Raw genomic sequence first — 14,987 nt, 5'->3', positions numbered from 1 at the left:
CGGCGAGCGTCGGTTCAGCCCAGCATACGCTTCAAAGCATGGCAGTCGGGCGCATGTCGATCGGCAAGGCCCGGCCAGGCGTCGTGCGGCTGGTTCACGAGTACCGTGCCCGCACCGGCGGCTCGCCCGCAGTCCAGGTCGAAGCGGTGGTCGCCGACCATCACCATCGCCTGCGGCGCGACGCCCCAGGCACCGGCGATCTTGAGCAGCCCATCGGGGCTGGGCTTGGGGTGCGCTTCATCACGCCCAAGAATGTGCGCCACCGGAAAACAGTCGGCAAGGCCAATGGCCTCGAGCGTGATGTGCGCCAGCTCGCGGGCATTGCGGGTAAGGATGCCCAGCTGGCAACCACGGCTGGCCAGCTCACGGACCAACTCCACCGCCCCTTGGGCGGCTCTGGAGGCAAACGCCAGATGACGCTCGTGCTCCAGCAGCCAGGCATGCTTGGCGGCGGCTTCGTCGGCGGGCAAGGCCGCCAGGTGCGCCAGGATGTCGTCCTTGGGCGGGATGCCCAGCTTCACGCGGATAGCGGCAAAATCGTGCGCGGCCACGGTCAGGGTGCCGTCCATGTCGAACACCCAGTGGCGCACCTGGCCGAGGTTCATACCCAGTCCTTGCGATGACGAATCAGGCCTTCCTGGCTGGACGAGGCCACCAGCTGGCCGGCCTGGTTGAAGATACTGCCCCGGCAGAAGCCACGGGCATTGCCTGCCCAAGGGCTGTCGGTGGCATACAGCAGCCATTGATCGGCGCGCAGGTTGCCGTGGAACCACAAGGAGTGGTCCAGGCTTGCGATCTGCATGTCGCGCTGCCAGACCGACTTGCCATGGGGCAGCATCGAGGTGGTCAACAGCCCGAAATCAGAGGCGTAGGCCAGGATGTACTTGTGCAGCGCAGGGACGGCCGGCAGGTTGCCATCGGCGCGGAACCAGGCGTATTTCACCGGGTCGCCGGGCTTGGGGTTGAACGGATCACGTTCGGTCACCGGGCGAATCTCGATGGGCTTGGCGCACAGCACCTTGTCGCGGATGCGCTCAGGCAGCTGATCGGCCATGGCGCTGGCCAGTTCCACTTCGGTGGGCAGGTTTTCAGGGCCGACTACATCGGGCATCTGCGCCTGGTGGGTGAACCCTTCTTCGTCGTATTGGAACGACGCGCTGCAGGTGAAGATCGTCTTACCCTTCTGAATCGCCGTGACGCGGCGGGTACTGAAACTGCCACCGTCGCGCACGCGGTCCACCGAATACACCACCGGCAGGCTGGCATCGCCCGGGCGCAGGAAGTAGCCGTGCAGCGAGTGCACATGGCGGGCATCCTCTACCGTCTGGCTGGCGGCCGACAAGGACTGGCCCAGCACCTGGCCGCCATACAGCTGGCGAAAACCCAGGTCCTGGCTGCGGCCGCGGAACAGGTTTTCTTCAATGGCTTCGAGGCTCAACAGGTCGACCAGGTCGTCCAACACATGACTCATCGGGGTTCTCCGTAGACGCAAGGCGTGCTCACAAGGCGCCGTGGGCCGGCGCTCGATTCAACCGGCGCGGCCCCTGCATGAGCCCCACCGTCCAATAGCGCAAATGATACAGGGTTTGACACCGCTGGCCCCCCTGGCGGTTCACTCGGCCCGCAAGGTCTGCTCCCACCGCGAGCGATCGATCCGGTACAGCACATGCGGGCGCAGTGGATGGCCGAGGGCGACACGCGGGTGGTCGAAGCTGCCTGCCAGGTCCTGCTCCATGCCGATAGCTTGCATGACCTTCTGCGAGGGCAGGTTGAGGGTACTGGTGAAGGACACCACCTCTTCGACCTGCAACTGGGCGAACGCACAGCGCAAGCACGTCCAGGCCGCCTCGCTGGCAAACCCCAGGCCCCAGTGCCGGCGTGCCAGGCGCCAGCCGATCTCGACCGCCGGGGCGAAGGGCGCGTCGAAATTGACGTTGAGCAGGCCCGTCATGCCGATGAACGCGCCACTGTCCTTGCGCTCAAGCGCCCACAGGCCAAACCCGTACTCATGAAAATGCCCGCGGATGCGGCCGATCAAGGCAGCCGCTTCCAGACGTGTGAGCGGCGCGGGGAAATACCGCATGACCTGGGGGTCGGCGCACAGGGCAGCGAACTCGCGCAGATCCTCGTCCTGCCATTGGCGCAGGATCAGCCGCGCGCTTTCCAGTTCCAGAATGGGGGTCATGGGGTTCGCTCCGTTTTGGCGTGATGCAGTGTACAGCGTAGGCGCAGCCACGGCAGGGCACCGGGTGACGGGTAGCCGAATGCATTTTTCACATGCGCTTCACCGGCTGGCAACACGTCGGTTAGCAAAATGCCGCCATCCCTGCCGCGCCCAGCGCGCGGTTTTCTTGTCGGAGCCACCCATGCTGTCGAGCAACACCCTGCCGCCCTACGCCTTGCATTCACCGCGCAAGCGATGGCTGCCCCGCCGCGCCGTGACCGTCGCCTTGAGCCTGAGCCTGGCCGTGGCGGCATCGACCTCCTGGTTTATGACGAGAACCTCCATCGTGGACCTTGGTAGCCAGCAACAACTCAGCAAAAGCGGCCTGCTCCAGGCCTGGGCCAACGGTGCGGTGATCGTCATGATCCGCCATGCCGAGCGCTGCGACAGCGCACCAGGCCCTTGCCTGGACGACCCAGCGGGCATCACGGTGGCCGGTAGCCAGGCTGCCGGGCGCGTGGGCGAAGGTCTCAAGCACCTTGGGCTGGCCGATGCCGACCTGTTAAGCAGCCCGAAGGTGCGCACCCAGCAGACGGCGCATTTCATTCTGGGGCAGCCGGTCGCCACGCGGGAATGGATCGGGCAGTGCGACGGCAGCTTCCCGGCCCAGGCGCTGGCCGCCAAACGCACCGAACACAACTTGGTGCTGGTAACCCATAGCGGCTGCGTCGATCAGTTCGCTCGTCAGCAGAACGTTGCCGGCGGCGAACGGGACAGCGGTTATGCCAGCGCCCTGTTCGTTTCCGTGGACGACAGCGGCAAGGCACGCATTCTGGGGCGCTTGAACGAGCCTGCATGGCAGCGCGTGCTGGCCAGTGCCGCACGTTGAAAGTGCCCACTGCATGGGCCGCCACCGGCTTCTAGTTAGCGACAGCAAAGTTTTCCACAGCCGTAGGCCACTCATGGCAAGATCGAGGCTGTTCCCTGCTGTGGATAACCCATGTCGCTGCCGCTGATCTACCACGAAGACTACAGCCCTGAGTTTCCGCCGGACCATCGTTTTCCGATGGACAAGTTTCGTCTGCTGCACGATCACCTGATCGACAGCGGGTTGACCACTGACCAGGCGTTGCTGCGGCCCGACATCTGCCCCAATGACATTCTCGCGCTGGCCCACGATCGCCATTACATCGAGCGCTACATGCACGGCGAGCTGTCGCGCGAGGACCAGCGCCGCCTGGGCCTGCCGTGGAGCGAAGCGCTGGCGCGGCGCACCGTGCGCGCGGTCGGGGGGTCGTTGTTGACGGCCGAGATGGCCCTGCAACACGGGGTGGCCTGCCACCTGGCCGGGGGCACGCACCATGCCCACTACGACCACCCGGCCGGCTTCTGCATCTTCAATGACCTGGCCGTGATCAGCCGGTACCTGCTCGAAGCCGGTCGCGTGCATCGGGTGCTGATTTTCGATTGCGATGTCCATCAAGGGGACGGGACTGCGCGCATGCTTGAGGACACACCCGACGCCATTACCGTCTCCCTGCATTGCGAGCAGAACTTCCCGGCCCGCAAGGCACAAAGCGATTGGGACATTCCTCTGCCACGCGGCATGGGGGACGACGCTTACCTGCAAGTGGTGGATGAGGCGCTCAATTACCTGCTGCCGCTCTATCAGCCTGACCTGGTGCTGTACGACGCCGGAGTCGATGTTCACAAGGACGATGCCCTGGGTTATCTGCAAATCACCGATGCAGGGCTGGCCGCACGTGACGAGCGCGTGCTCGGCCAGTGCCTGGGGCGCGATATTCCGGTCATGGGTGTGATCGGGGGCGGCTACAGTAAGGACCGCAAAGCACTGGCCAAGCGTCACGGTGTGCTTCATCACACGGCAGCCAAAGTCTTGCGTTGTGCACAATGACTGTGGAACCGCTTGTGGATAACCTGAGCGAAACAGGCTGTAGCCCTTTGATGGCGCTGTTTGCGCGATCTTGATCATTTTTTGATCAGTGCTTGTGGGAGGCGTGCTGCGTTAGAATGCGCGTCTTTTCCACAGCCTGCAGCCGATCATGTCCGAAGTAAGTCACCCCGCCCTTCCTGTCGCCGCTGTCATCGGGGGCGGCCCTGCCGGCCTGATGGCGGCTGAAGCCCTGGCACAGGCCGGGCTTGCGGTGGAAGTGTTCGACGCCATGCCTTCAGTAGGTCGCAAGTTTCTGCTGGCGGGCGTGGGTGGCATGAACATCACCCATTCCGAGCCCTACCCTGCCTTTGCGGGGCGGTATGCCGAGCGCCAGGGCGAGGTTGACGGGCTGCTGCGCGATTTTGATGCCAACGCCTTGCGCCAGTGGATTCACGCGCTGGGCATTGCCACGTTCGTAGGCAGCTCGGGCCGCGTGTTCCCCACCGACATGAAAGCCGCCCCGCTTTTACGCGCGTGGCTCAAGCGCCTGCGTGAAAGCGGCGTGGTTATCCACAACCGTCATCGCTGGCTGGGCTGGAGCGAGGACGGCGCGCTGCGGATTGCTTATCCACAGGGCGAGCGGCTGGTCCGGCCTGCGGTGGTAGTACTGGCGCTGGGTGGCGGCAGTTGGGCGCGGTTGGGGTCTGATGGGCGCTGGCAAGCAACCCTGGCTGACCGGGCTGTGGATATCTCACCCCTACGACCGAGCAATTGCGGGTTCGAGGTGGCGGGCTGGAGCGCAGTGCTCACCGACAAGTTCGCAGGGGCGCCGGTCAAGAACATTGCGTTGAGCGTACCCGGCAGCACACCGCGCAAAGGCGAATTCATCCTGACCGCCCAGGGTGTGGAAGGCAGCCTGGTCTACGCCTGGTCGGCGCAGGTGCGCACGGCCATCGAGCAGCGTGGCAGCGGTGTGCTGGTACTGGACCTGCTACCGGACAAGCCTGTGGACAAAATTGCCCAGGCGCTGGCACGGCCGAGGGGCTCGCGGTCCATGGCCAAGCACTTGCAAGGGCAATTGGGCCTGGACGGAGTCAAGGCAGCGCTGCTGCGTGAACTGACCGACCCGGCAACCTTCGCCGACCCGTCCTCCCTTGCTCGGGCGATCAAGGCCCTGCCGATCACGCTGGTGCGCACTCGCCCCCTGGACGAAGCGATCAGCAGTGCCGGCGGGGTCCGCTTCGAAAGCCTGGATGAGGGGCTGATGATAAAGCACATGCCAGGGGTGTTCTGTGCAGGCGAAATGCTGGACTGGGAAGCGCCAACAGGCGGGTACCTGCTGACTGCCTGCTTCGCCAGCGGGCTGCGCGCCGGGCGGGCGGCGGCGGCTTGGGTGGGGCGGCGGGGGAAGACGCCGGGCTGATCGCGGGGTTGGGTGGGGTGAGGGGTTGCGTTGTGGTCTGAAGGTCTTCTGTTCTGTATTCAAGCCCGTTGGGGGCCGCTGCGTGGCCCCAGAGTTTCAGCCCCGTATGACAAATCGCCGGGCCGGCTGTGCAACCCTGCACGACACCCGCAAACAACCAGGGCCCTGCCCTAGACCTGTCCAAACTCGCTCAAGGCTTGCGCTTGCGCGGCCCCCCATTGAAGCTAGGCACCTTGCGCACCGCCTTCACCGCAGGTGGCGCGGTACCTGCCTCGTCACTGTCCATCCACCGCCCCAGCCCGCGCTTGGCACTGTTTTCCTTGGGCTTCTTCGGTTTCTTGGGCTTTTTCATCACTTGACCACTGGCATCGGTCAGCGGTACCCGGTGATCAGGAATGAAATCAGGCTCTTCATGACGCGCCAGCGTCTGGCGGGTCAGTACCTCGATGGCCGCCAACAATTGCACCTCGTCGGCGCACACCAGCGAAATCGCCTCGCCCGTGTTGCCCGCACGGCCGGTGCGACCGATACGGTGCACGTAGTCTTCGGCCACGATCGGCAGGTCCAGGTTGACCACCAGCGGCAGGTCGTCAATATCCAGCCCGCGCGCAGCCACGTCGGTGGCCACCAGCACCTGCACTTCGCGTGCCTTGAAGCTGTCCAGCGCCCGTTGCCGGGTCGCTTGCGGGCGGTCGCCATGGATGCCGTCGGCCTTGACCCCTTCGGCCAGCAAACGCTCGACCAGCTGATCGACACCGTTGCGGGTCTTGGCGAAGACCAGCACCTGTTTCCAGCGCTGCTTGCGCAACAGGTGGCAGAACAGGTCGACCTTGCGCTTCTTGTCCACCGTCACCAGCCATTGCTTGACGCTCGCGGCCGTGGCATTGCGCGGGCTGACTTCGATGCTGAGCGGGTCGTTGAGCGCGAGCCCTGCGAGCATGCGGATCTGGTCCGAGAACGTCGCCGAGAACAACAGCGTCTGGCGTTTGCGGGGCAGCGCGGCATAGACCGATTGCAGCTCCTCGGCAAACCCCAGGTCGAGCATGCGGTCGGCTTCATCGAGCACCAGAATCTGCACCTGGTTGAACTTGATCGCGTTCTGGCGATACAGGTCCAGCAGCCGGCCCGGGGTCGCCACCAGCAGGTCCACACCGCGGCGCAGGCGCATCATCTGCGGGTTGATGCTCACCCCGCCATACACTGCATAGGTACTCAGCGGCAGGTGCTCGGCGTATTCGCGCACGTTGGTATGTACCTGCTCGGCCAGTTCACGGGTGGGCACCAGGACCAGGGCACGAATCGAGTTGGCCGCGACCTTCTCGCCTTCGAGCGCCAGGCGTTGCAACACGGGCAGGGCAAAACCTGCGGTCTTGCCGGTGCCGGTCTGGGCGGCGGCCATCAGGTCGCGGCCGGCCAGCACGGCGGGGATGGCCTGGGCCTGTACCGGGGTCGGGGTGGTGTAATCGCGCTGCTCAAGGGTGCGCAGCAAGGGTTCGATCAGGCCGAGTTTGGCGAAATTCATGGCAATACCATCAGGGGTTCAGCGAAGCCGGCAAGTCTACCGCATCCCCCCTGTGCACTTGCAGGTTTCCCGGTCGAGCGGCTACGCGACGGGTCGCGCCTTGCGCCACTGCGGCAGGCCGATCAGGACCACCGCGCCGATGATCACGGCCATGGCAACGCACTCCTCGGCACCGATCTGCTCGCCGGCGAACACGATGCCCAACAGCACCGCCACGGCCGGGTTGACGTAGGCATAGCTGGTGGCGGCCGCCGGGCGAACGTGCTTGAGCAGGTACATGTAGGCGCTGAACGCCAGGATCGAGCCGAAGAACACGAGGTAGGCCAGCGCGCCCCAGCCGGCAACGGTGGGCATCTGCGTCATGCGTTCGCCCGACAGCAGGCTGCCCAGCAGCAATGCCGTGCCGCCGACCAGCATCTGTGCAGCGCTGGCCATGGGGCCCGGTGGCATGGGCAGGCGCTTGCTCCACACCGACCCGAACGCCCACGAGGCGGCGGCGAAGATCAGCAGCGCCGCGCCAAGCGGGCTCGCCTGCAGGTTGGAGCCCAGGTTGAGCAGACCGATGCCAGTCAGGCCCAAGACGATGCCCGCCCATTCGAGCGCCGAGTTGCGGTAACCGAACATCAGCCCAAACACCAGGGTGAACAAGGGCACGGTCGCCACCGCCAGCGCTGCCACGCCGGACGCCACGCCCGCATGTTCGGCGATGGTCACGCCCCCGTTGCCACAGCTGAGCAGCAAAAAGCCCACCAGCCCCGCTGCCCGCCACTGCGGCCAGGACGGCGATGGCGCCCCTCGCCAGCGCATGAAGCCGTACAACAGCCCCCCGGCAATCAGAAAGCGCACCCCGGCCATGAGCATGGGCGGCCAGCTTTCCACACCGATGCGGATAAACAGGTAGGTTGAACCCCATACGAAATACAGGGCCACGAAGGCCCCGATTAGCAGAAGCGGGAAGCGGCGGGTGCTGGACATGGTCGAGTCGAAAATCCTTTTGCGGGTGACGCAGTCTAACGGCGTGAAGCGCAGCGGCAACCCTACAGTGGGGCGCTGGATAAGCAGCACACTTGCAGCCGCGGGCGTGCGATGACAGGCGCTGCCAGCGTCAGCGGTAGGTTGCCAGTGCGTCGCGGACTTTGGCGGCGGGGGTCTTCTGCAGACGGCAGAACAATTCGTGGGAAGGCTGCTGCACCCCATGGTCCTGGCGCAGTACGCCGGCCAGGTGCTGGACCAGGTTGGCGGCCATTTCCGCGTCGGCCATGGCCCGGTGGGCCGTGCCAGTGTTGGGCAGCCCGGCCCAGTGGGTCAGTGTGCCCAGCTTGTGGTTGGGGGCTGCCGGCAGCAGGCGCCGGGACAGCAACAGCGAGCAGGCGAAGGGCTGGCTGCGGCTGCGGCCGATGCGGCCCAGCTCGAAGTCCCAGAACCTCTGGTCGAAAGCGGCGTTGTGGGCCAGCAGCGGCGTTGCCCCCACGAACTCGGCCACCTCGTTCATCACCTGCTCCACCGGGGGTGCCTTGCGCACCATGGCGGTGGTGATGCCGGTCAAGCCCGACACGAAAGCAGGCACCGACACCCCCGCGTTCATCAGGCTCTGATAGCGCTCGACGATTTGCCCGCGCTCGAGCATCACCACGGCCACCTCGGTGGCGCGGCAACCGGTGCCTGGGGAAATGCCGGTGGTTTCAAAGTCGATGACAGCGATACGTTCCATAAAAACCTTAGTGTTTGAGCAACAACGGGCCCTCGATGGGCACATAGCGGGTGGCGGCGCGGATCAGCGACATCGCCGTCAGCCCAGGCACGCCATAGACCACCGCTTCGGTGCCGTGGCGCTGGATCACGCGGTCTAGCAGCAGGTCGAAATCCCCATCACCCGATGCCAATACCACCTGGTCCACGCGGCTGGCCGCATCGATCACATCCAGGGTGATGCCGACATCCCAATCGCCCTTGGCCGAGCCATCGCTGCGCTGGATGAAGGGCTTGAGGCGCACATCGAAACCCAGGTTGCGCAGTATCTGCTGAAACTGCTGCTGCTTGCTGTCGCCCCGATCGATGGCATAGGCCACCGCCTCGACGATCTCGCCTTCGCGGCTGACCTGGTTCCACAAGGCGGTGTAGTTGAAATGGCAACCGTGGGCTTGGCGCACGGTGTAATAGAGGTTCTGCACGTCGGCGAACAGCGCGATCTTTTTCACCTTGGCACCTCGTCTGGCCGGATCGGGGGCGGGTTCAGCGCCCCGCGAAGGCCAGCAGTATGCCAGAGCCGTCAGACGTAGGAATCGTCGTCGGAGAATAATCCCCCGTCATCACCGCCGTAATCGGCGTCACTGTAACCGCCCTGGTCGCTGCCCCAGCCGCTGTTGTCGGCCACGTGCTGCTGCTCGCTCTGGTCGTTCCAGCCGCCACTGTCACTGGCCTGCGCAGGCGCTTCCTTGATCACTTCGACCACCTCTTCGGGCTGGGAATTGTGGTTGAACAGGCTGCTGATGCCCTGGGCCAGCAAGACACCACCGGCTACACCGGCAGCCGTCTGCATGGCGCCGCCCAGGAAGCTGCTGGCGCCGCCGCGCGCGGGCGCTGCGCCAAAGCCCGACTGCTGGGCCGGCGGCTGCGAGAAGCCAGGTGCCGCGGGTTCGCGCCAGCCGCCACTGGCGGGTGCGGACGGTGCGACCGAACGCTGGGGCTGAGAAGCAGGTGTCGGCGCCGAGCTACGCCCGCCAGCGCCGAAGAGGCTGGACAGAAAACCGCCGCCGCCTGTGTTCTGCGAGGCGCCGGCCTGCGCAGCTTCGGCCTGGGCGCGTGCCTGCTTGAGTTCCGCTTCGAGCTGTTTGTTTTGTTCGTCCAGGCGCTTGATGGCCGCTTCCTGCACCAGGATCGCCTGGGCCATGTAGTAAGGGGCCGCCGGCTGCTGGCGCACATGCGCCTCGATGCAGGCCTGGGCCTGCGCATCACGTGGCTGGCTTGGGTCTTCGGCCTGCTTGATGCGGCTGAACAGGCCATCGATCAGGGATTGTTCTTCGGTATTCATGGGGCGACCTCGTGGGTAGCGGGACTACGGACAGGCTCAAAGATGGGGCGTCGACGCGGCTGATTCAATCACCGGCGGGGTGAAACTTTTTTCAGCAAGTAACGGATCAAGGGTCGCTTTGGGCTAGAGTTAGACCCCCTGTTTCAACTGCCATGCGATGTTGAGCCCATGAATCCGCTGAGCGTTTTGCGCGACTCCCTCCACTTCTTCACCCGCCACCTGGCCGGTATTGCCCAACTGTGCCTGCCGCTGGTGGTGCTCGAAGCCGTGCTGACCCAGGTGCTGTATCGCCAGCTGGGCGAGCAGGCCTCGCCGGCCTACGGCATGCTGATCTACGTGCTGTGCTACCCGCTGTACAGCGCAGCACTGATCCTGTACCTCGATACCCGCAGCAATGGCCAGGCCATCGCCAAGCGCGACCTGTTTGCCCGTGCGGTGCAGCTCTGGCCGGCGCTGACGCTGCTGGTGCTGATCAGCTCGTTGCTGATCATGGCCGGCATGGCCTTGTTCGTGTTCCCAGGGGTGTGGATCATGGTCAACCTGGTGTTCGGTGAATACCTGCTGGTGCTGCGCGGCTTGCCCGTGGTGCAGGCGATGCGCGAAAGCGCCCGCATGACCACTGGCCATTTCATGCGCATTCTGGTGTGCCTGCTGGCCGTGCTGGCGTCGATCTGGCTGATCGAAGGCCTGATCCTGATGGCCATCCCCGACCCATCTCCTGGCGTGCAACTGCTCGTGGACAGCCTGGCAGGCTTCCTGCAATTGTTCGGCACGGTGGTCATGTACCGGCTGTTCATGCTGCTCGAGGTTGAGCAGCGCACGTGAACCCAGCTACCGGCTGCTAGCGCTGGGCCTTGAGAAACAAGGCGAACAGCTCTGACTGGGACTTGATGCCCAGCTTGCGGTAGATGTGCTTGCGATGGACCCGCACGGTTTCCGAGGAGATGGCGAGTTTGCGGCCAATCTCCTTGCTGGAACAGCCGCTGAGCAGCATGCGGCCCACCTCCAGTTCGCGGGCGGTGAGCGGCGTTTCCAGGTGGCCGAAGCCCTCGGCCAGGTGGTTCTGCCACGCAGGCGCCGGGGTGACTTCGTCGACATCGTGCTCGAACCGAAAGCGCTGGCGCATGGTGGCCAGCACCCAGGGTTGCAGAAGGTGCAGCAGCGCAATCTGCTCGCCCGCAAAGCGTGAGCGGCTACCCAGCGACAGGCACAGCGTGCGCCCGGCATCCAGGGCCACGTTGTACTGCACCTCGTCGGCCACCACGTTGAGGCGGAAATAACGCTGGTAATAGTCGGTGCGCTCGAAGCATTCAGGGGCCACGTCGGCCAGCTGCACCAGGCCGCTTGCCGGCGTCTCCCGGCTGGAGATGTAGAACGGGTCCAGCAGGTAAAGGCCCTTGAGGTAATCCTGAAATAACGGGTCCAGCCCGCCATCACTGCCGGGGGATTCGGCATACACCAGCGGGCGATGCTCGCTGAAAAGAAACGCGACCCAACTGTCGAACGCCACGTATTGCTCCAGCAACCGCACCAGGCGCAGCCAGAAACCGGGGTGGTCCAGCGCATCGATCACCTGGCCGACCGACCGATGCCAGGCAATGTCCTGAAGTGTGAGGTTCATGTCCGGGCTCTGTACCAAAAGGTGAGATGCAGGTCAGGGTGAATACAACTGAGCAGGCAAAGTGTACTGGAGTGCATGGGCATTGCGGCGCTGTTTTCGGCGCAGCGCTGGCCAGTACCGAAGGAATGTGTACAGGGCTAACCCCTATGGGTTACCTCAAGGGCGTAATTACCCCGCCGCCGATGGCAGCGGCATACTCGGGCAATCACCGTCCGCCACAGCAAGTGGCAGGCACGTTATCTCAGCCGGTGCAGTGCGCTGGTTTCACGCCGCGTCGATCACCTGGCAGCCGTTTGGCTGCGCAGTCAGGAGTTGCAATGAAAGTAGAACTCGTCCAGCTGGACGGTCGCGACGGCGACACCGCCTACAACCTGGAACGCACCCTCGAGGCGATCCACCGCGCCGCAGCGGATGTGGACCTGATCGTGTTCCCGGAAACCCAGCTGATGGGCTTTCCAACCCAGGACAACATCGCGGCCATCGCCGAGCCCCTGACCGGCCCGACGCTTGCCGCCGTCGCCCAAGCGGTGACCGACAAGGGCGTGGCAGCCGTGGTCGGCCTTGCCGAAGCGGGCGAAGACGGGCACTTCTACAACACCACCGTGCTGATCACCCCGGACGGTGTCGCGCTGAAGTACCGCAAGACCCACCTGTGGGCCTCCGACAAGGGCATCTTCACGGCGGGCGATCGCTACGCCACGGCGCTGTACAAAGGGGTGCGCGTAGGGCTGTTGATCTGCTTCGACATCGAATTCCCCGAAAGCGCCCGCGCCCTGGGCCAGCTGGGGGCCGAGCTGATCCTGGTGACCAACGGCAACATGGACCCGTATGGCCCCACGCACCGCACCGCTATCAGCGCTCGCGCCATGGAAAACCAGGCCTATGCGGTGATGGTCAATCGCGTCGGTCAGGGCGATGGCAACCTGGTGTTTGCAGGCGGCAGCGCGGTGGTCGACCCTTACGGCCAACTATTGTGCGAGGCAGGGCGCAGCGCCTGCCGGCTGCAGTTGGACCTCGACATGGCGCTGATCGGGCAAGCGCGCCAGGACTACAGCTACCTGGCCGAGCGCCGTTTCGAGCTGCCAGGCCAGCAGGTCGAGCACCCAGGCGGCTTGCGAGAACTGATCCTGACCACCGGCTGAACCCTTGCGCCACGGCTGGCGCCCAGGGCCCTGGCCGGGCCCTGACACTGAACTCCATAAAAAACACAATCCGGAGTAACACCATGGCCCACTTGAAACGTACCCTGTCGCTGGGTGCGGTGACGCTGTTCGGCATCGCCTACATGACCCCCATCATTGTGCTGGGCACCTTCGGCATCCTTGCCGACACCACCCAGGGCGCTGTGCCCTCGGCTTACCTGGCCGCCTCCATCGGCATGCTGTTCACCGCCCTGAGCTACGGCAAGATGGCCAAGGCCTTCCCCGTCGCCGGCTCGGCCTACACCTACGTGCGCAAGTCCATCAGCCCCAAGCTGGGTTTTCTGGCCGGTTGGGCGGTGCTGCTGGACTACCTGTTCCTGCCCATGGCGATCTGGCTGATCGGCGCGGCCTACCTGCATTCGGCCTTCCCGGCGGTGCCGCAGCCAGTGTGGGTGCTGGCCTTCATTGCCGTCACCACGGCCATCAACATCATCGGCCTGCAACTGGCCAAGACCGTCAATGGCGTACTGATGCTGCTGCAGTTCCTGGTACTAGCAGCCTTCGTGGGCCTGGCCGTGCACTACGCCACCGGCGAGCTGAACCAGCCGTTGTGGTCGCTGGCACCCTTTCATCAGGACGGTTTCCAACTGCCTTTGATCATGAGTGGCGCCGCAATCGCCTGTTATTCGTTCCTGGGCTTCGATGCGGTCAGCACCTTGACCGAAGAAACCCATGAACCGCGCAAGACCATCCCTCGCGCCATCCTGCTGATCACCCTGCTGGGCGGCTTCATCTTCATCGTGGCCAGCTACTTCGTCCAACTCGCCCACCCTGGTGCGACCTTCAGCAACCCGGACTCGGCTGCCTACGAAATCGCGAAGGCCATTGGTGGGGACATTTTCGTCAGTTTCTTCCTGATCGGCCTGATCGTGGGGCAATTCACCTCAGGGCTTTCGGCACAAGCCAGCGCCTCGCGCCTGCTGTTCGCCATGGGCCGCGACGGCGTATTGCCCAAGCGTTGGTTCGGGCGACTGAGTGCACGGTTCGGCACACCGGTCATCAGCATCGTCCTGTGTGGCATGGTCGCGCTGCTGGCCTTACGCATGGACGTGACGACCTCCACCTCGTTCATCAACTTCGGCGCTTTCCTGGCCTTCAGCCTGGTCAACCTGTCGGTGATCTTTCACTACTGGATCGCCCAGGGCGAGCGCGGGCTCAAGGCTGCAACGGTGTACCTGGCCTTCCCCTTGATTGGGCTGGTGGCGGACCTGTGGCTGATGGCAAGCCTGGACCACATGGCCATCTACCTTGGTTTGGCCTGGCTGGCCATGGGGTGTCTGTACCTGCTGGTCATCACTCGTGGGTTGCGCCAACAGCCGCCAGAGATGCATTTCGAGGAAGCTTGAGGATGGGCGGGCAGTGTGGCTGGCGGGGCTTGGAGGTATGCCCCGCGGGCTTGGGTATGTTGGGATTGGATGACTAGGGTCTTATGGTAAGCCTGCGGGCAATAGACCGCGCCTTACTCAAGGGCATCAACGTTTGCTAAAGGCGAGACGCGCCGCAAAAAGAACGAAGATCATACCTGTTGCACGATCCATCCAGGCAACGACCTTCTCACGACGCAGTAGCCCGGCCAATGGCTGGGTGGCGGCGATCAGAATAATCGACCATAGCAGCCCAATGGCCACGTGAATGCTGACCAAACCGAACGTCCAAGCAACCAATGGCTGACCTTGGGGGATGAATTGGGGCAAGAAGGATACGTAGAAAATACCAATCTTGGGATTCAGGATATTTCCCGTCATTCCCTTCAAGAACCAGTTATGGCTTGGCTTTACTGCCGCCTCGACAGGCGACAATGATTGACGCGGACGTAGAAGCATATTCAGCCCAAGCCAGGCTAGATAGGCGGCGCCACAGTATTTCAAAACGTTGAACGCCAACGCTGATACAGCAATCAGTGCGCCTAGCCCAAACGCCACAGCGGCGCCCCACAGCAAGCAACCTGTGTTGATGCCTAGCGCGGCGCGAAAGGCCTGCTGCTTTCCTTCTACAGTAGCCGTTCTCAATATCAGAGTTGTGTCGAGGCCGGGGGTCAGGGTTAACAGTGTTGCTGCGAAAGTGAACGCAATCAGGTTGTCAATAATTGACATAGGGAGATGGCCTCGGCGTGCTTGAGTGGGGCAGTTA

General features: G+C 64.1%; 16 protein-coding genes. 6 read left to right on the top strand and 10 right to left on the bottom strand.

Going from position 1 to position 14,987, the window contains the following annotated elements; all coding sequences use genetic code 11:
* Nucleotides 1-14: 14 nt before the first annotated feature.
* The 3 genes from ACF8R3_RS05395 to ACF8R3_RS05385 all read right to left on the bottom strand — a co-directional run bounded on the left by ACF8R3_RS05395 (nt 15) and on the right by ACF8R3_RS05385 (nt 2,185).
* On the bottom strand, nt 15-605 hold the full coding sequence (locus tag ACF8R3_RS05395) for an HAD family hydrolase (RefSeq protein WP_392515114.1): 591 nt from the start codon (nt 603-605) through the stop codon (nt 15-17).
* Nucleotides 602-1,471, bottom strand: a complete 870-nt coding sequence (gene tesB / locus ACF8R3_RS05390) for an acyl-CoA thioesterase II (protein ID WP_058638428.1) — start codon at nt 1,469-1,471, stop codon at nt 602-604. The genes ACF8R3_RS05395 and tesB overlap by 4 nt, the downstream gene beginning before the upstream one ends.
* Nucleotides 1,472-1,612: 141 nt before the next feature.
* Nucleotides 1,613-2,185 (bottom strand): GNAT family N-acetyltransferase, encoded by a 573-nt coding sequence (locus ACF8R3_RS05385; protein WP_167338682.1) that lies wholly within the window; start codon nt 2,183-2,185, stop codon nt 1,613-1,615.
* Nucleotides 2,186-2,366: 181 nt separating this feature from the next.
* Here ACF8R3_RS05385 and ACF8R3_RS05380 point away from each other — a divergent pair, with 181 nt between their 5' ends.
* The 3 genes from ACF8R3_RS05380 (at nt 2,367) to ACF8R3_RS05370 (ending at nt 5,481) form a co-directional block, all read left to right on the top strand.
* Complete coding sequence (locus ACF8R3_RS05380) at nt 2,367-3,053, top strand: histidine phosphatase family protein (RefSeq protein WP_326384346.1); 687 nt, start codon at nt 2,367-2,369, stop codon at nt 3,051-3,053.
* 111 nt (nt 3,054-3,164) lie between these two features.
* Nucleotides 3,165-4,079, top strand: a complete 915-nt coding sequence (locus ACF8R3_RS05375; RefSeq protein ID WP_058638431.1) for a histone deacetylase — start codon at nt 3,165-3,167, stop codon at nt 4,077-4,079.
* A gap of 148 nt (nt 4,080-4,227) precedes the next feature.
* A complete protein-coding gene (locus ACF8R3_RS05370; RefSeq protein ID WP_196185771.1) occupies nt 4,228-5,481 on the top strand; it encodes a TIGR03862 family flavoprotein in 1,254 nt (417 codons plus the stop codon).
* Nucleotides 5,482-5,671: 190 nt separating this feature from the next.
* On the opposite strand, the gene ACF8R3_RS05365 is transcribed toward ACF8R3_RS05370, so the two are convergent.
* The 5 genes from ACF8R3_RS05365 to ACF8R3_RS05345 all read right to left on the bottom strand — a co-directional run bounded on the left by ACF8R3_RS05365 (nt 5,672) and on the right by ACF8R3_RS05345 (nt 10,034).
* A complete protein-coding gene (locus ACF8R3_RS05365; protein ID WP_144967808.1) occupies nt 5,672-7,003 on the bottom strand; it encodes a DEAD/DEAH box helicase in 1,332 nt (443 codons plus the stop codon).
* An 81-nt stretch (nt 7,004-7,084) separates the two neighbouring features.
* Complete coding sequence (gene yedA / locus ACF8R3_RS05360; protein WP_078479384.1) at nt 7,085-7,978, bottom strand: drug/metabolite exporter YedA; 894 nt, start codon at nt 7,976-7,978, stop codon at nt 7,085-7,087.
* 130 nt (nt 7,979-8,108) lie between these two features.
* Nucleotides 8,109-8,714, bottom strand: a complete 606-nt coding sequence (locus ACF8R3_RS05355; RefSeq protein ID WP_392515111.1) for a PolC-type DNA polymerase III — start codon at nt 8,712-8,714, stop codon at nt 8,109-8,111.
* Nucleotides 8,715-8,721: 7 nt separating this feature from the next.
* A complete protein-coding gene (locus tag ACF8R3_RS05350) occupies nt 8,722-9,201 on the bottom strand; it encodes an NYN domain-containing protein (protein ID WP_196185773.1) in 480 nt (159 codons plus the stop codon).
* A gap of 71 nt (nt 9,202-9,272) precedes the next feature.
* A complete protein-coding gene (locus tag ACF8R3_RS05345; protein WP_326384342.1) occupies nt 9,273-10,034 on the bottom strand; it encodes a DUF2076 domain-containing protein in 762 nt (253 codons plus the stop codon).
* 168 nt (nt 10,035-10,202) lie between these two features.
* Between ACF8R3_RS05345 and ACF8R3_RS05340 the strand changes: the two genes are divergently transcribed.
* Nucleotides 10,203-10,859: a hypothetical protein gene (locus tag ACF8R3_RS05340; RefSeq protein WP_326384341.1), complete on the top strand. Its 657-nt coding sequence runs from the start codon at nt 10,203-10,205 to the stop codon at nt 10,857-10,859.
* 16 nt (nt 10,860-10,875) lie between these two features.
* Here the strand turns inward: ACF8R3_RS05340 and ACF8R3_RS05335 are convergent, their stop codons facing one another.
* Nucleotides 10,876-11,655, bottom strand: a complete 780-nt coding sequence (locus ACF8R3_RS05335; RefSeq protein WP_325942600.1) for a helix-turn-helix transcriptional regulator — start codon at nt 11,653-11,655, stop codon at nt 10,876-10,878.
* Nucleotides 11,656-11,972: 317 nt separating this feature from the next.
* Here ACF8R3_RS05335 and ACF8R3_RS05330 point away from each other — a divergent pair, with 317 nt between their 5' ends.
* Both ACF8R3_RS05330 and ACF8R3_RS05325 read left to right on the top strand, forming a co-directional pair.
* The gene (locus tag ACF8R3_RS05330; RefSeq protein ID WP_058638975.1) at nt 11,973-12,797 is read left to right on the top strand and encodes a carbon-nitrogen hydrolase family protein; all 825 of its coding nucleotides are present in this window, start codon (nt 11,973-11,975) and stop codon (nt 12,795-12,797) included.
* Between the two features lie 83 nt (nt 12,798-12,880).
* Nucleotides 12,881-14,203, top strand: a complete 1,323-nt coding sequence (locus tag ACF8R3_RS05325; RefSeq protein WP_392515108.1) for an APC family permease — start codon at nt 12,881-12,883, stop codon at nt 14,201-14,203.
* Between the two features lie 126 nt (nt 14,204-14,329).
* On the opposite strand, the gene ACF8R3_RS05320 is transcribed toward ACF8R3_RS05325, so the two are convergent.
* A complete protein-coding gene (locus tag ACF8R3_RS05320) occupies nt 14,330-14,950 on the bottom strand; it encodes a LysE family translocator (RefSeq protein WP_058638973.1) in 621 nt (206 codons plus the stop codon).
* Between the last annotated feature and the right edge of the window lie 37 nt (nt 14,951-14,987).

Source organism: Pseudomonas sp. FYR_7, assembly GCF_043106155.1.
Taxonomy (GTDB): Bacteria; Pseudomonadota; Gammaproteobacteria; order Pseudomonadales; family Pseudomonadaceae; genus Aquipseudomonas; species Aquipseudomonas parafulva_B.
The sequence above is the reverse complement of the archived record's forward strand: the minus strand, read 5'-3'. Positions and strand labels throughout refer to the sequence as shown.